At 63.6% G+C, this 16,598-nt stretch carries 10 protein-coding genes and 1 pseudogene; 2 read left to right on the top strand and 9 right to left on the bottom strand.

Annotated features, from left to right (window positions below):
* Positions 1 to 30: 30 nt before the first annotated feature.
* The 9 genes and pseudogenes from rpoB to hflK all read right to left on the bottom strand — a co-directional run bounded on the left by rpoB (position 31) and on the right by hflK (position 14,918).
* A complete protein-coding gene (gene rpoB, locus BF95_RS11585) occupies positions 31 to 4,194 on the bottom strand; it encodes a DNA-directed RNA polymerase subunit beta (RefSeq protein WP_043151552.1) in 4,164 nt (1,387 codons plus the stop codon).
* Positions 4,195 to 4,502: 308 nt separating this feature from the next.
* Positions 4,503 to 5,792 carry an aminotransferase class V-fold PLP-dependent enzyme gene (locus tag BF95_RS11580; protein ID WP_443018362.1) on the bottom strand — a complete coding sequence of 430 codons (1,290 nt, stop codon included), beginning with the start codon at positions 5,790 to 5,792 and terminating at the stop codon, positions 4,503 to 4,505.
* Between the two features lie 121 nt (positions 5,793 to 5,913).
* Positions 5,914 to 7,245: a cell wall hydrolase gene (locus BF95_RS11575; RefSeq protein ID WP_043151588.1), complete on the bottom strand. Its 1,332-nt coding sequence runs from the start codon at positions 7,243 to 7,245 to the stop codon at positions 5,914 to 5,916.
* 12 nt (positions 7,246 to 7,257) lie between these two features.
* Positions 7,258 to 8,187 carry a cysteine synthase A gene (gene cysK, locus BF95_RS11570; RefSeq protein ID WP_043151550.1) on the bottom strand — a complete coding sequence of 310 codons (930 nt, stop codon included), beginning with the start codon at positions 8,185 to 8,187 and terminating at the stop codon, positions 7,258 to 7,260.
* Positions 8,184 to 9,343 (bottom strand): annotated as a pseudogene (locus BF95_RS11565) (MFS transporter). Before BF95_RS11565 ends, cysK begins: the two are co-directional and overlap by 4 nt.
* Before the next feature lie 273 nt (positions 9,344 to 9,616).
* Positions 9,617 to 11,215, bottom strand: a complete 1,599-nt coding sequence (locus BF95_RS11560; RefSeq protein ID WP_043151549.1) for a helicase HerA-like domain-containing protein — start codon at positions 11,213 to 11,215, stop codon at positions 9,617 to 9,619.
* Positions 11,216 to 11,312: 97 nt separating this feature from the next.
* A complete protein-coding gene (locus BF95_RS11555) occupies positions 11,313 to 12,815 on the bottom strand; it encodes a Do family serine endopeptidase (protein WP_043151548.1) in 1,503 nt (500 codons plus the stop codon).
* Between the two features lie 136 nt (positions 12,816 to 12,951).
* Entirely contained in the window at positions 12,952 to 13,800 is an 849-nt protein-coding gene (gene hflC, locus BF95_RS11550) for a protease modulator HflC (protein ID WP_043151587.1), read from the bottom strand.
* Positions 13,800 to 14,918 (bottom strand): FtsH protease activity modulator HflK, encoded by a 1,119-nt coding sequence (gene hflK, locus BF95_RS11545; protein WP_043151547.1) that lies wholly within the window; start codon positions 14,916 to 14,918, stop codon positions 13,800 to 13,802. The genes hflC and hflK overlap by 1 nt, the downstream gene beginning before the upstream one ends.
* Before the next feature lie 94 nt (positions 14,919 to 15,012).
* Here hflK and BF95_RS11540 point away from each other — a divergent pair, with 94 nt between their 5' ends.
* Together BF95_RS11540 and BF95_RS11535 are read left to right on the top strand one after the other, a co-directional pair.
* Entirely contained in the window at positions 15,013 to 15,978 is a 966-nt protein-coding gene (locus tag BF95_RS11540) for an Mrp/NBP35 family ATP-binding protein (protein WP_043151545.1), read from the top strand.
* Between the two features lie 182 nt (positions 15,979 to 16,160).
* The gene (locus tag BF95_RS11535) at positions 16,161 to 16,595 is read left to right on the top strand and encodes a CoA-binding protein (RefSeq protein ID WP_043151544.1); all 435 of its coding nucleotides are present in this window, start codon (positions 16,161 to 16,163) and stop codon (positions 16,593 to 16,595) included.
* Positions 16,596 to 16,598: the final 3 nt, after the last annotated feature.

The raw sequence follows: 16,598 nt of genomic DNA, 5'->3' as shown, positions 1-16,598 counted from the left end.
GGCGCTGCGGTCAGGCAGCGCCCGTATTTCCTACTCCGCAGCCGCCGCGAGGCCGTCATCGTCAGCGATCGCGTCCATCGTCGCGAGTTCGACGTTGAGGCCGAGCGAGCGCATTTCCTTGACCAGCACGTTGAAGCTTTCGGGAATGCCGGCCTCGAACGTGTCGTCACCCTTGACGATCGCCTCATAGACCTTGGTGCGGCCGACCACGTCATCGGACTTCACCGTCAGCATTTCCTGCAGCGTATAGGCAGCACCATAGGCCTGGAGCGCCCAGACCTCCATTTCCCCGAAGCGCTGACCACCGAACTGCGCCTTACCACCCAGCGGCTGCTGCGTGACGAGCGAGTAGGGACCGATCGAACGGGCATGGATCTTGTCGTCGACAAGGTGATGGAGCTTCAACATATAGATGATGCCCACCGTGACCTTACGGTCGAACTTGTCGCCGGTGCGGCCATCATACAGGTCGCTCTGGCCCGATGTGTTCAGCCCCGCCAGTTCCAGCATCGCCGACACGTCCGCTTCGCGGGCGCCGTCGAACACCGGCGTCGCCATCGGCACGCCGCGCTGGAGATGTTCGGCCAGGTCGACGATCTGCTCGGCCGTGCGGGCGTTGATCTCGTCGGCATATTGCGGACCATAAGCGGTCAGCAACCGGTCCCGCACCGCGTCGGGCATGACGCCCGGCTCAGGGTTGGGATTGGCCTCGCGCCAGTCTTCCAGCGCGTGCTTGAGCTGCTGGCCGATGCCACGGGCAGCCCAGCCCAGATGCGTTTCAAAGATCTGCCCGACATTCATGCGCGACGGCACGCCCAACGGGTTGAGCACGATGTCGACATGGGTGCCGTCTTCCAGGAACGGCATGTCCTCGACTGGCAGGATGCGCGAAATCACACCCTTGTTGCCGTGACGACCGGCCATCTTGTCGCCCGGCTGCAGCTTGCGCTTCACCGCCACGAACACCTTGACCATCTTGAGCACGCCCGGCGGCAGTTCGTCGCCACGCTGCAGCTTGTCGACGCGATCCTCGAACTTGTCGACAATCGACTTCACCGCTTCGTCATACTGCGCCTTGACCGCTTCGATGCCGGCCTGACGGATATCGTCCGCAACCGCGAACTTCCACCATTCATGCCGCTCGACTTCGCCCAGCAGGGCTTCGTCGATCTCGACGCCCTTCTTGACGCCCTTGGGCGCAGCCGTCGCCACCTGGCCCGTCAGCATTTCCTGCAGACGGTTGAAGGTTGCACGGTTGAGAATGGCACGTTCGTCTTCGCGATCCTTGGCGAGACGGTCGATTTCCTCCCGCTCGATCGCCATGGCGCGCTCGTCCTTGTCGATGCCGTGACGGTTGAACACGCGCACTTCGACGACCGTGCCCGCAACGCCCGGCGGCAGACGCAGCGACGTGTCGCGCACGTCGCTCGCCTTTTCACCGAAGATCGCGCGCAGCAGCTTTTCTTCCGGCGTCATCGGCGATTCACCCTTGGGGGTGATCTTGCCGCACAGGATGTCGCCCGGCTCCACTTCGGCGCCGATATAGACGATGCCCGCTTCGTCGAGGTTGCGCAGCGCTTCCTCGCCGACATTCGGGATGTCGCGGGTGATGTCCTCTGGCCCCAGCTTCGTATCGCGCGCCATGACCTCAAACTCCTCGATATGGATCGAGGTGAAGACGTCATCCTTCACGATGCGTTCGGAAATGAGGATACTATCCTCATAATTATAGCCGTTCCAGGGCATGAACGCGACGAGCGTGTTGCGGCCCAGGGCCAGCTCGCCGAACTCGGTCGACGGGCCATCGGCGATCACGTCGCCGCCTTCGATCAGGTCGCCGACATTCACCAGCGGACGCTGGTTGATGCAGGTGTCCTGGTTCGACCGCTGGAACTTCTGCAGCGTGTAGATGTCGACGCCCGACTGGCCGGGTTCGATATCCCCGGTCGCGCGGATGACGATACGGGTCGCATCGACCTGATCGACGATGCCGGGACGCTTGGCGGCGATGGCCGCGCCCGAATCGCGCGCAACCGTGCCTTCCATGCCGGTGCCCACAAACGGAGCCTCGGCACTGACGAGCGGCACCGCCTGGCGCTGCATGTTCGATCCCATGAGTGCGCGGTTGGCGTCATCATTTTCCAGGAACGGAATGAGCGAGGCCGCGACCGACACCAACTGCTTGGGACTGACGTCCATCAGCGTGATATGATCCTTGGGCGCCATCAGGAACTCGCCCGCTTCACGCGCGGAGATCAGGTCTTCGGCCAGCGTGTGGTCGGGGTTCAGCTCCGCGTTCGCCTGCGCGATCGTGTGCTTGGCCTCTTCCATCGCCGACAGATAGACGACGTCATCGCTCACCACGCCGTCGATCACCTTGCGGTAGGGCGTTTCGATGAAGCCGTACTTGTTGACCCGGCTGAACGTCGCGAGGCTGTTGATCAGACCGATGTTCGGGCCTTCTGGCGTTTCAATCGGGCAGATACGGCCATAATGGGTCGGGTGAACGTCACGGACTTCAAAACCTGCGCGCTCGCGCGTCAGACCGCCCGGCCCGAGCGCCGACACGCGGCGCTTGTGGGTGACTTCCGACAGCGGGTTGGTCTGATCCATGAACTGCGACAGCTGCGAGCTGCCGAAGAATTCGCGGACTGCGGCAACCGCAGGCTTGGCGTTGATCAGGTCGTTCGGCATCACCGTCGACACGTCCACGCTCGACATACGCTCCTTGACGGCGCGCTCCATGCGCAACAGCCCGACGCGATACTGGTTTTCCAGCAGCTCGCCGACCGAGCGCACACGACGGTTGCCGAGGTTATCGATATCGTCGATTTCGCCCTTGCCGTCCTTGAGGTTCACCAGTTCCTTGACGACGGCGAGGATGTCCTCGACGCGCAGGGTGGTGACCGTGTCTTCGGCGTCCAGTTCAAGCCGCATGTTGAGCTTGACGCGACCCACCGCCGACAGGTCGTAGCGTTCGGGGTCGAAGAACAGACCGGCAAACAGCGCTTCGGCGGTTTCCTTCGTCGGCGGCTCGCCGGGGCGCATGACGCGATAAATGTCGCTCAGGGCCTGGTCGCGCTCTTCGGCCTTGTCGGCTTTCAGCGTATTGCGGATCCAGGGACCGGTGGTGACATGGTCGATGTCGAGCAGTTCGAGACGGTCGATGCCCGCCTTGTCCAGCTTTTCCAGATTTTCCGGCGAAATTTCGTCACCGGCTTCGACATAGATTTCGCCGGTCGCGTCATTGACCAGGTCATAGGCGCTGTAGCGGCCATAGACTTCCTCGGTCGGGATCAGCAGCGACGTCAGGCCGTCCTTCTCCGCCTTGTTGGCGGCGCGGGGCGAAATCTTGGTGCCCAGCGGGAAGATGACTTCGCCGGACTTTCCATCGACGATGTCGAACGACGGCTTTTGCCCACGCCATGCTTCGGGCGCATAGGGAATCTGCCAGCCGCCTTCGCCACGGACGAAGGTCACCTTGTTGTAGAATTGGCCCAGGATTTCTTCGGCATTGAGGCCAAGTGCGAACAGCAACGCCGTAACCGGCAGCTTGCGCTTACGGTCGATACGGACGTTGACGATGTCCTTGGCATCGAACTCGAAATCGAGCCACGAACCACGATAAGGAATGACGCGCGCGGCGAACAGATATTTGCCCGACGAATGGGTCTTGCCGCGGTCATGGTCGAACAGGACGCCCGGCGAACGGTGCATCTGGCTGACGATCACGCGCTCGGTGCCGTTGACGATGAAGGTGCCGTTGCCCGTCATCAGGGGCATGTCGCCCATATAGACGTCCTGCTCCTTGATATCGAGCACGGAGCGGGTTTCGGTGTCCTGATCGACTTCGAACACGATGAGGCGAAGGGTAACGCGCATTGGCGCTGCATAGGTGATGCCGCGCTGACGGCATTCCTCGACGTCATATTTGGGGTCTTCCAGCTCGTAATGGACGAAGTCCATTTCGGCGGTGCCGGCGAAATCGCGGATCGGGAAGACGCTGCGCAGCGTCTTTTCCAGGCCCGATACATAACCGATCGAGTGGTCCGAACGGAGGAACTGTTCATAGCTCTCCCGCTGCACTTCGATCAGGTTCGGCATCTGCACCACTTCGTGGATGTCGCCGAACACCTTGCGGATGCGCTTCTTCGCGCCGGTGTTACTGATCGGGGGGAGAGCTTTGGTCGCCATGCTTGGTCCTTGCCTTCATTCGTCGCGTTTTTTCGCATCGCAGCGAAAATTCAGTCGAAGCGCGATGGAGAAAGGGGTGATTCGCACCGCTTGCTTCCACGCAAAAAAAGTGCGGGTCGGGACTGTCCGATCCGCACTGCCAGCACCTGATGACTCGCCGTTTTCGTCCAATACTGCCCTTGACCACGCGCTAACCGGCCCCGGTCCCCGAACGATACGGGAGACGGTCGACCCACTGCCAAGACTGGCGACAGGACGACCGGATTGCCACCCATATAGTCTGCTTGTCCGGCTTTGGGAAGGGGGTGTCAGGCAAACAGCCCGCGCTCCGCCCGGATCGCCGCCACCAGCCGATCGAGTTCGGCGCTGGTGTTGAACAGGGCAGGGGTCACGCGCAACACTGGCCCGGACGCCAGCCCCGCCTTGGCCACCACCAGCAGGCCATATTTGTTGAGGAACAGCGCCGCCGCCTTCTTCGCATCGTCCGGCCCGCCCATGCCGGGCAAACGGAACGCCGCCACCGCGCCATGCCGCCCCGGCCGTTCGGGCAATAGGATCTGTACGCCCGGCACATCGCGCACCCGGTCGATCCAATAATCGCGCAGCGCCAGCAGATGCCGATGCTTGGCGGGCAATCCGATCGCGTCCTGCACCGCGATGGCACGCGGCACCGTCAACCGGGCGGCGAAATCGACCGTGCCGGTGGGAATGCGCGCGCGAATATCGTCCGCCCCATGGATACGGTTGCCGAGCCATGGTGCTATATCCTGCAGCCGGTCCTTGCGAATATAGATGCCCCCTGTCCCCAACGGCGCCGCCAGCCATTTATGCAGCGAAAAGCCGATGAAGTCCGCGCCCGTCTCCGCGACCGTGAAGGGCAGGTGGCCGACCGCCTGCGCACTGTCGAGGATCACATCGACCCCGCGCGCCTTGGCCATCGCGACGATGGCCTTGACCGGCGGCACCAGTCCGTTGCGGTTGGACAGATGCGTCAGCAACAGCAGCTTGGCGCGCGGCGTGTCCTTGAGCACCTGCGCATAGGCGGCCAGGATATTCGCCTCCGTATGCGGTTCGGGCAGGTTGAAACGGACGATCCGCGCGCCCCGGCTCTGCTCCAGATAGTCGCAGGCGAACTGCATCTCGTCATAATCGACATCGGCATAGATCACCGCGTCGCCCGCCTTGAGCCGCGCATAATTGGCGATCAAAGCGTACAGCGCCTCGGTCCCGCCGCCCGCCAGCGCGATCTCCTCAACAGACGCGCCCAGCATCGCCGCCACCGCCGCGCGCGACTTGTCCAGTTCAACATCGCGCGGATGACCCGGTGCGCCATTGCGCAGGAACAGCGCATGATTGTGATTGACCCAGTTGGACCGCGCCGCATAGGCCGCCTGCACCGGCAGGGTCATCGCTCCATAATAGGCCGCATCGAACGTCGCGACATCGCGATTGACCGCGTACAGCTTCGCCAACGCACCCTGTGCCGCGTCGAAATCGGCCATGTCGCCAGTAAAGCGAAAGGGCGCTTCCTCGGGCCATTCCACATTCGTAACGATCGGCTGGGCATGGATATTCCCGCTACCCATCGCCATCCCCATCACGCCACCCATGGCCAACCCACCGCTGCCCAGAAACGTCCGCCGCGTTACCATATACCGCCCTCACATTGTCATGTAATAGCATATCATAACGAATGGATGTGACGATCCCGCTATGCGTTTACTCTGTCCGGGGCGCCATACTGTTCATGGCCTCCGTCGGAGCGATCTTGACCGTCTCGAACCGCTCCTTGCGCCGAACGCCCGCCAACGTCGCGTCGGGCGACGGGGCGGGGGCGGCAGCGACCGGTATGCGCTGGCGCATACATTCGCTTTTCACCGCGCGGGGCGTCTGCTTGCAATTCCACAGGGCGCGCTGCAATCCGATCCCGGCATTGTGGATATAGCCAAAGCTCATCGTCTCGATCTGCGCGGCGCTCGGTGGCCAGCCGCTCGGTGCGCTGCCCGCGCGCCAGCCCATGATGCGGCAGAGCGGTCGGCCCGCACATAATGTTTGCGCGATCGTCACCCAACTATCGGCTGCAGTCCCTCGACCCAATTCGACGAGAAAGCTCACATCGCCCGGTTCGATGGCGATCAGCCGCGCACCGGCCACCGTCTTGCCGACCGACTTCGCACCGATGGCCATTTTCGGTCGTGCCGCCAACTCTGCCGATGCAGCAACGGCGGTGGCGATCGCCGCCGACCGGGAAGGTTCGGCACCATCTCCACCTTGATGCGCGGCGGACAACGGCCCGATCTTGGCAATCACAGGCTCGCCATTCTCGCTACTCTTGCGGAAAGCGGGCGGTGTCCCCCACCAACCGCGCCAGCGAAAGAACAGATGCGTGCCAACGCCTGCAATCTTGTCCAGGCTACCGCTCCAATAGGGTACGACCCAATCGGTATGATAATGGGTGGCATAGCCGACTGCCCCAAATACCTTGCCGGCCAACGCGGCGCGCGCAATCTCGCGCGCCCGTTGCCATGCGGTGGGGGATGGCGTTCGCGCCAGCGCGCCATCGCAGGAAAAGGTGAACTGGCATCCGGTGCGCCGCTCCTGCCCCTGAAACACGACGCCGCACACGGTCTTGGGAAAGGCGGGATGGCGCACCCGGTTCAGCACGACCTGCGCGACGGCCTGCTCGCCCACCGCATCATCGCCCGCCTCATAGATTTGCGCCGCCGCGAGGCAATCGGTGGCACGGGCGAGATCCGTTTCCGAACCTGTAAAGATGAAAGGCCGTGCCGGCGGATTGGCTGTTCGTGCGAAGGGAATGGCGCTATTCAACGCCCGCGCCCGATCGCGCGGCAGGGCATAGATCGTCATCGGCTCGATCGGGGGCGGGCGCCGGACGTTCGGAACACCACCCGCCGCTGCTACGATCGCGCGAGGGCCGGTTGGGTGAGCGCGCTCCCGCGACTCCCAGCTTGCGACAAGCGCAGGCACACCGGCAAACAGCAACAACCAGATGAGCCAGACGAACGGGCGTGGGGACAGGGATTGGTTCAAGTCTTTCGACACTTATTCCGGTAGGAAGTCGGGCACCGACAAATAGCGTTCGCCCGTATCATAATTGAATCCGAGCACCCGGCTTCCCGCGGGCAGGTCGCCCAGCTTCTGCGCGATCGCCGCCAGCGTCGCGCCCGACGAAATGCCCACCAGCATGCCTTCCTCACGCGCCGCGCGCCGGGCATATTCCTTGGCGTCCGCAGGATCGACCTGGATCACCCCGTCGAGCAACTGGGTATGGAGATTGGCCGGGATGAAGCCCGCACCAATGCCCTGGATCGGGTGCGGTCCAGGTTGCCCGCCACTGATGACATGCGACAGTGTCGGCTCGACCGCGTAGATTTTGATGCCGGGCCAGACCGTCTTAAGCACTTCAGCCACGCCGGTGATATGCCCGCCGGTGCCAACCCCGGTGATCAACGCATCGATCGGCGTTTCGCCGAAGTCGGCCAGGATTTCCTGCGCAGTGGTCCGAACATGGACCGCGATATTGGCGGGATTTTCAAACTGTTGCGGCATCCAGCTATTGGGCGTCTGCGCCACCAGCTCCAGCGCGCGTTCGATCGCGCCCTTCATGCCCTTTTCGCGCGGGGTCAGGTCGAAACTCGCGCCATAGGCCAGCATCAGCCGCCGTCGTTCGATCGACATGCTTTCGGGCATGACGAGGACGAGCTTATAGCCCTTGACCGCCGCCACCATGGCGAGGCCGACGCCGGTATTGCCCGATGTCGGTTCGATGATCGTGCCGCCCGGCTGCAATTCGCCCGATGCTTCGGCCGCTTCGATCATGGCCAGCGCGATCCGGTCCTTGATCGACCCGCCGGGGTTGGACCGTTCCGACTTGATCCACACTTCGCTGCCTTCGGGCGCGTCGCTGAACAGCCGCGTCATGCGGATGTGCGGCGTGTGACCAATGGTTTCGAGTATCGAGGTGACTTTCATGGGGCCTTCTCCTGGCTATGGTCCGCCCCCCTTATGTCGGGTGGGTCGAAGGTGCGTGCAAGGCGCAATTCGGGAAAGAGCCGCGCCCAGAACAGGGTGATGACGATAGCGCCAATGCCCCCGCCGATGACAGCGACAACCGGCCCGACCAGCGCGGCGAGAAAGCCGGATTCCGCCTCGCCCAGTTCGTTCGATGCCGATATGGTCAGTTGCGACAGGCTCGACACCCGGCCGCGCATCGCATCGGGGGTGTGTAACTGGACCAGCGACTGGCGCACGAACACCGACACCATGTCGGCGGCGCCCAGCACCACCAGCGCGCCAAGCCCGACTTCCATTGCGATGTTGCGCGGCAGGAAAGCGGTGCAGCCAAAGACGATGGTGGCCAGGCCGAACACCATGACGGCGGCCAGCATCTTGAGGCCGACCTCGCGCTTCATCGGCCGGATCGAAAACCACAGCGCCACCAGCCCCGCGCCAATGCCCGGCGCAGCGGCCAGATGGCCAAGGCCCGTCGACCCGACCTGCAATATGTCGCGCGCATAAACCGGCAACAGCGCGGTCGCGCCAGCCAGCAGCACGGCGAACAGGTCCAGCGTGATCGTCGCCAGCACCAGGCGATTGGTCCGCACATAATGCAGCCCGTCGATCATCTGGCGGATCGGGTGACGGGTCCGGTCGCGCGCTGGCTGTGGCACTGGGCCGATCAGCATCATCGCGCCGAACGCCACGGCATAGAGCAAGGCGGCCAGCGCATAGGCGCCCCAGGCGTCGCTGCATAGGCATAGCCGCCCAGCGCCGGCCCCACGATCGATCCAGCCTGCCACACCACCGCGGATATGGCGATGGCGTTGGGCAGAACGGCGGGCGGCACCAGATTGGGCGCGAGCGCGCCATAGGCCGGGCCATTGAAGGCCCGCGCTATTCCCACGACAACGGCGATGCCAAAGATCAGCGGCAGGCTGACCCAATCCTCATAAGTGGCAAAGGCCAGCAATCCCGCCGCCAGCGTCAGCGCCGCCAGCGTCGTGCGCGAAATCATCCGCCGGTCATAATGGTCCGCAACCCAGCCGGTGATCGGTGTGAGGAAGAAGAGCGGCAGAAACTGCGCCAGCCCGATCAACCCCAGTTGCGCCGCCGCCCCTGACGTCGTCATCGTTTCCCGCGCAATATTATAGGCCTGCCAGCCCAGCACGATCATCATGCCATATTGCGCCAGCACGGCTGCGCATCGCCCGACGAGATAGGCCCGGAAATTGGGAAAATGCAGCGGATGCCGGGGCAGGGAGGGGGCGGTCATGGCCAGCGCTTTAGCCGCCCTCGCAACCATTAGGCAATCGCGCGAACGGGCGGGAGGGTGGAGCATTTCTTCGCCGCCCGATGATCGGGCTTTGCGTCCATCTCCTCCCGTCTCGCATCCGACTAAAGGCTATTTGAATAGCCCGCCCAATATCCCCCGCATCAATTTTCCAGCGAACCCGCCGCCCGATGCCTTGCGTCGGCTCGACCCGAACACCGCCTTGCCCAGTTCGTTGGCGACCTGCCGCCCAACGGAAGATCCGGCCGCGCGCGTCGCAGACTGGATCGCCCGGTCAAAGCCGCTGGGCTTGGCCGCTTCGCGCGCCGCCGCCTCGCGCTGCTTGGCCTCGACCTTGGCCTGCGCGGCGGCGGCCTTGTCGGCCTCGGCTTGCGCCTTGCTCGCCAGCGCAGCGGCGGCCGCCGCCTCTCCGCGTGCCGCCAATATCTCTTCGGCCGACTCCCGATCGACCGCAGCATCATATTTGCCGTCGCAGGGCGAAATCGACTGGATGATCGCCCGCTCCTTCGCGCTCACCGGGCCAAGCCGCGAGCGGGGCGGGGCGATCAGCGTGCGCTGGACGATGCCCGGCGATCCATCTTCCTGCAGCAGCGACACCAGCGCTTCGCCGACCTTCAACTCGGTGATCGCGGTCTCGACATCCAGATCGGGATTGATGCGGAACGTCTCGGCCGCCGCCCGGATCGCCCGCTGGTCGCGCGGGGTGAACGCGCGCAGCGCATGCTGCACCCGGTTGCCCAACTGCCCCGCCACCTCCTCGGGTATGTCGATCGGGTTCTGGGTCACGAAATAGACGCCCACGCCCTTCGACCGGATCAGCCGCACCACTTGCTCGATCTTGTCGGTCAGCGCCTTGGGCGCATCATCGAACAGCAGATGCGCCTCGTCGAAGAAGAAGACCAGCACCGGCTTGTCCGGGTCGCCGACCTCAGGCAGCGTCTCGAACAGTTCGGACAACAGCCACAGTAGGAAGGTCGCATAGAGTTTCGGACTCTGCATCAGCCGGTCGGCGGCCAATATGTTGATATAGCCACGCCCCTGCTCATCGACCTGCAGCATGTCGTTGATATCAAGCGCGGGCTCGCCGAAGAAATGGTCGCCGCCCTGCGCTTCGAGTTGCAGCAATTGTCGCTGGATCGCGCCGACGCTCGCCTTGGTCACATTGCCATAGCGCGCTGACAGCATCGCGGCATTTTCCGCGCAATAGCTCAGCATCGCCTGCAAATCGCCAAGGTCGAGCAGCAACAGCCCTTCCTCGTCGGCATAGCGAAAGGCGATGGTCAGCACGCCCTCCTGCGTCTCGTTCAGCCCCATCAACCGCGCCAGCAGCAACGGCCCCATCTCGCTGACGGTGGTGCGAACCGGGTGGCCCTGTTCGCCATAAAGATCCCAGAAGATCGCTGGATTGTCGCTATAGCTATAGTCGGTCAGCCCGATCTCGGCCGCCCGCGCCACCAGCTTGTCGGCATTTTTGAAGGTGGGCGAGCCAGCCATCGCGATGCCCGACAGGTCGCCCTTCACATCGGACAGGAAGACAGGCACGCCAAGCGCCGAAAAACTTTCGGCTATGCCCTGCAACGTCACCGTCTTGCCGGTGCCGGTCGCGCCCGCGATCAGCCCATGACGATTGGCGCGGCGCAAGTTCAGCGACTGCGGCACGCCGCCATCCTTCTCCGGCGCACCCAGCCCGATGAAAATGCCGTCGCTCATGTACCGCTGCCCCCCAAAAAAAAAACGTCACCCCCGCAGGCGCGGGGGTGACGAAAATTACGCTGAGTTTGGCAACTTCCGCAAGCGCGGAAGCGGCTTACTTGTCGCGCAGGCGCACTGGTAAGAAGATCGGCGACTGGCCGCGACGCAGAACCTGCAACAGGATGGCGCTGCGGTTTTGTCCCGCAACGGCCTTCACCTGCGCATCCAAATCGGCCTGGCTGGCAACGGGACGGTTGTTCGCGGTGATGATGACATCGCCACGACGCAGGCCCTTGGCGCCGGCATCGGTGGATCCGTCCACACCGGTGATGACCACGCCACGCGTATCGGCGGCAATGCCCAACTGGCGGATGATGCCGGGCGTCAGCGGGATCGCGGAGATGCCGAGCGACTGTTGCGCGGCCTGACCCGGATTCTGCTGCTGCTGGCTGAAATCCTCATCCTGCTGCGGTGCGAAATTGGTCAGTTCATCTTCGGACGGCCGCTCACCCACGACGGCATTGACCGTCTGGCGCTCGCCCCGGCGAATGAGCACGATCGGCACACGCGATCCGATCGGCTGCGACGCGACGATGGAGGAGAGATTCTGCTCGGGGCTGACTTCTTGCCCGGCCACGCTGACGATCACGTCGCCTGCCTTGATCCCGGCCTTCTCCGCGCCCTTGCCTGGCTCGACGCCCTGCACGAACTCGCCACGATTTTTCGCGAGGCCCAGCGATTCGGCGAGATCTTCACCCAGCGGGCTGATCTGCACGCCGAGATAACCGCGACGGACGGTCTCGCCCTTGCGCAAAGTCGCGACGATCGGTGCCGCCTGTTCCGACGGAATGGCAAAGCCGATGCCGACATTGCCACCCGAGGGCGAAAGGATCTGGCTGTTGATGCCGATCACATTGCCGCGCATGTCGAACATCGGGCCGCCGGAGTTGCCCTGGTTGATCGACGCGTCGGTCTGGATGAATTTCTCGTAACCGCCGCCGGTATTACGATGGACGGCGGAAATGATCCCGGCCGTGACCGTGCCCGACAGGGCAAAGGGATTGCCGATCGCAACGACCCAGTCGCCGACGCGTGCCTTGGTGCTGTCGCCGAATTTGACGAAGGGCAACGGCTTGGGCGAATCGATCTTCAACACGGCGAGATCGGTCGCGGGATCACGGCCCACCAGTTTGGCGGTATATTCCGTCTTGTTGGTCAGCGTAACGGTGATCGAATCCACCGTTGCGCCTTCGGCACCGGCCGACACCACATGATTGTTGGTGACGATATAGCCGTCGGCCGAAATCAAGAAGCCTGAGCCCAGCGACTGTGCTTGCCGCGTCTGCGGCTGGGCACCACCGCCCTGACCGAACAATTGGCCAAAGGGTGTTCCGGCGAAGGGGTTTTGCACCTGCACCCGTTGCTTGGTCGAGATATTGACCACGGCGGGTTGCAGTTTTTCGACCATATCGGCCAAGCTTGCCGGCGCGCCCTGCGGGGCGGCGGCGGTCAGGCCTTCATTCTGTGCGGTCTGGGCGCCCACATTGGAACTGGTGGTAACCGCAATGGCGGTGCCGCCCAGTAACAGGGCGCCGGTGATGGCATAAGCGTAACGCACTCGTGACGGTCCTCTCATGAACTGCGAAGGATTTGGAAGGCGGGACTTTGACGAAGTCCTAAGATGCGCCGCCTTCCCTTAACCCTCATTGAATGACGCTGGTTCCGTAATGATCCTGCCAGCACCGCGGCTCGGCTCAAGGCCGCCCCTGAAATTGCTGCAAAAACTCATTATTCGGCGACAGAATGATGTTGGTTTCACCCGGCCTGTCTGGCGAGAAGGTGTAGCGATAGCTCTGCATGGCCCGGTAAAAGTCATAGAAGCTCGGGTCTTTGCCATAGCTCGCCGCATAGATGCGCGCGGCATTGGCGTCCGCCTCGGCGCGGATGATCTGCGCCTGCTTGGCCCCCTGCGCCCGGATGGTCAGCGCTTCTTGCTCGCGCGCTGTCCGCATGCGGGTGAACGCGCTGTCGAGCGGCGTGCCGTCGGGCAGGTCGGCGCGCTTGATCCGCACATCGACGATTTCCGCCCCATATTGGCGCGCGACACGATCCAGGCCCGCCTCGATATTCTGCATCACCTGGCCCCGCTCCGGGCTGAGCAATGCGGCAAAGGGCCGCTTGCCCAATTCGTTGCGCAGCGCCGACCCCAGGATCGGGCGCAGAGCCTCCGATACCCGCTCTTCGCTACCTGCGGCGATATACATGCGCAGCGGATCGACGATGCGATAACGCGCAAAGGCATCGACCTGCAGTCGCAACTGGTCGGTCGAGAGCACCTGCTGGCGCTCCATTTCGACCGACAGCACGCGCTTGTCGATCCACACCACCTGGTCCACGAAGGGCCAGCGCATGATGATGCCGGCCCCAGTATTGCCGAAGGTTTCATTCTGGCGGTAGCGGTTGATGATCGCCTTGGGATCACCGAAGCGGACGATTACGCCCTGCTTGGTTTCCGGGACGATCGCGACGGTGCTGCCCAGCAGAATAAGCAATGCCAGCACAAGGAGCGCCAGGGCCATGGGATTACGCAGAAATGCGGGCATCACTGACCCTCCGTGCTGGAGACGGCAGGCGCAGCAGGATTGGCCTGCGTGGCGCGCCGTCTGATTTCGGGCAGCGGCAGATAGGGTGTCACATTGGTCCCTTCGACGATGGTCTTGTCGACATTGGCCAACACGCCTTCCATCGTTTCATAATACATGCGGCGACGGGTCACGTCCGGGGCCAGGCGATATTGTTCATACACCTTGTCGAACGAAGCCGCCTCGCCCTGCGCCTTGGCCGTCACTTGCTGGGCGGCGGCGCGCGCTTCGTTGAGATAGGTCTGCGCGGTCTGCTGCGCGGCCGACACGGCCTTGAACGCATCATTTACGGCGGCCGGCGGATCGGCCTGCTTGATCGCGATACCCTGGATGCGGATGCCGGAGCGATAACCGTCCAAAATCTCCTGCATCCGCTGTTCGACTTGCTGTTCGATCGCGGTACGGCCCGCACCCAGCGCATCGTCCAGGCTGACACTGGCAAGCACGGCGCGCATCGCGCTTTCGGCGACTTCGCGCACGGCCGCGTCAGGGTTGGACAACTGGAACAGATAAAGTTCGGGATTGCGGATGTTCCAGCGCACCGAATAAGCGAGATCGATGATATTCTGGTCGCCGGTCAGCACCAGATTTTCATTCTCCGCCGTGGTCGATCCTACGTCGATCGTGCGGATTTCCTCGACATCGACGATCGTTACCGCCGCAAACGGGGCGGGGAGCGTCAGGCTGATACCAGGCGTCAACGTGCGGCTGTAGCTACCCAGATAGGTGACGACGCCGCGTTCCTGTGGGCCGACGCGATGGAAACTCGTCAAGACCAGCCACAAAATGACCAGGATGGCGATGCCGATCGGCCATAGCGCCTTGCCGTTGGGACGCTGAGGCAGGCCACCAAAGCCACCGCCATTGCCGCCGCCCTGGCCAAAGCTGTCGCGCCCTCGGCGCAACATTTCCTCGATCGCGGACGGACCCTTCTGCCCAACCGGACGACCCGGTTGAGTCCAGGGATTGCGTGGGCCGCCATTGCCGCCCGCGCCCGTTCCGCCTGGTCCGTCGTTACTCTCCGGCCCGTCGCTTTTGCCGCCCCAGGGGCCTTGCGCCATGCTCACGATGCCGGGCATCCACCCGAATAATCTTTTCATGTCCCCTGTATAGGAAGGCTGTGCTGCGAAAAACAGTGCCAATGGCAGCGAATATTTCCTACAGGGCGTCGCCATGACCGATATCGCTGATTTTACTGCCCGACTGACCGCCTTGACGGGGGGGCGCGCCAGCGCGCCGCGCGTGAGGGATGGGATTATGACCCTCGCACTCGACGTGGGCGGCCTGTCGCCCGACCAGCGCGATGGCCTTGTCGCCGCAATCCGCGAAGGAGGCCTGACCGTGCCGGGCGTCACCGACGTGCGCATCGCCCAGACGGCCGAGCGCAAACCGCTGCGCATCATCGCCGTGGCGTCGGGCAAGGGTGGGGTGGGAAAGTCCACCCTGTCGGCCAACCTCGCCGTCGCGCTGCACCGTCTGGGCCACCGGGTCGGTTTGGTCGATGCCGACATCTATGGCCCGTCACAGGCGCGATTGATGGGTAGCGAGGATCAGAAACCCCAGGCTCGCGACAAGAAGATGATCCCAGTCACCGGCACGCTCGGCATCCCGATGCTGTCGATGGCGCATCTGGTCGAACCCGGCAAGGCGCTGGCGTGGCGCGGGCCGATGGTCGGCAATGCCCTGTCGCAACTGATCGACGCGGATTGGGGCGATGCCGACTTGCTGGTGGTCGACATGCCGCCGGGCACCGGCGACATTCAGCTAACGATGGTGCAGAAGCATAAGCCGGTCGGCGCGGTGATCGTCTCGACGCCGCAGGATCTGGCGCTGATCGACGCGACCCGCGCGGTAAGCCTGTTCACGCAGGCGGGCGTGCCGCTCATCGGCCTCGTCGAAAATATGGCGGGCTATGCCTGCCCCCATTGCGGCGAAATCTCCGACCCGTTCGGCACGGGCGGCGCAGAGACGGCGGCAGGCGAGATGGGGATGCCCTTCCTTGGCCGCATTCCGCTCGCCATCGATATCCGCCGCCAGTCGGACGCGGGTGATCCCCCGGCGGCGGGCGAGGGCGTCCACGCCGACGCCTTCCGGGAAATCGCGCAGAAGGTCGCGACATGGCTCGATGGCACGGCTTGACTGTCCTACAGCGGGGCAACAGGCTATGATCAGATGTCCGCGCACCGTGACATTGCGATAGGATCAGGGGCGCGCAACATTATGTCGAAATCAGCGGGAAATGTGCGAAGTTAAGGGGGTATTCTCCATCATCGGGAACGTCCCGGCCCCTGGCTCGTCCTAGCTGCATAAGGAGAATTTCCATGCCGCTAACCGCCCCGCAGGACATCGCCACCCTGCTCACCGAAACCCGCACCATAGCGCTGGTTGGCATATCCGACCGACCGGAGCGCGCGAGTTACAGCGTCATGGCCTTCCTTCAGGACCATGGCTATCGCGTCCTGCCAGTCAATCCGCAAATTGCGGGCGAACATGTCCATGGCGAATTTGTCTGGGGCCGACTGTCCGACATCGGCGAACCCATCGACATGGTGGATATCTTCCGGCGCAGCGATGCGGCCGGGGAGGCGGTGGACGATGCCATCGCGATCGGCGCGAAAGCGGTCTGGATGCAACTCGGCGTCGTTGACGAAGCCGCCGCGACCCGCGCCGAAGCAGCCGGCCTCAAGGTGGTGATGGACCGCTGCCCCGCGATCGAAATACCCCGGTTGGGCATCGCGCCGGTCAGCGCCGATTAACGC

The sequence above is a fragment of the Sphingobium sp. Ant17 genome (assembly GCF_000588875.1).
Taxonomy (GTDB): Bacteria; Pseudomonadota; Alphaproteobacteria; order Sphingomonadales; family Sphingomonadaceae; genus Sphingobium.
This window is presented reverse-complemented; position numbering and strand designations above follow the sequence as displayed.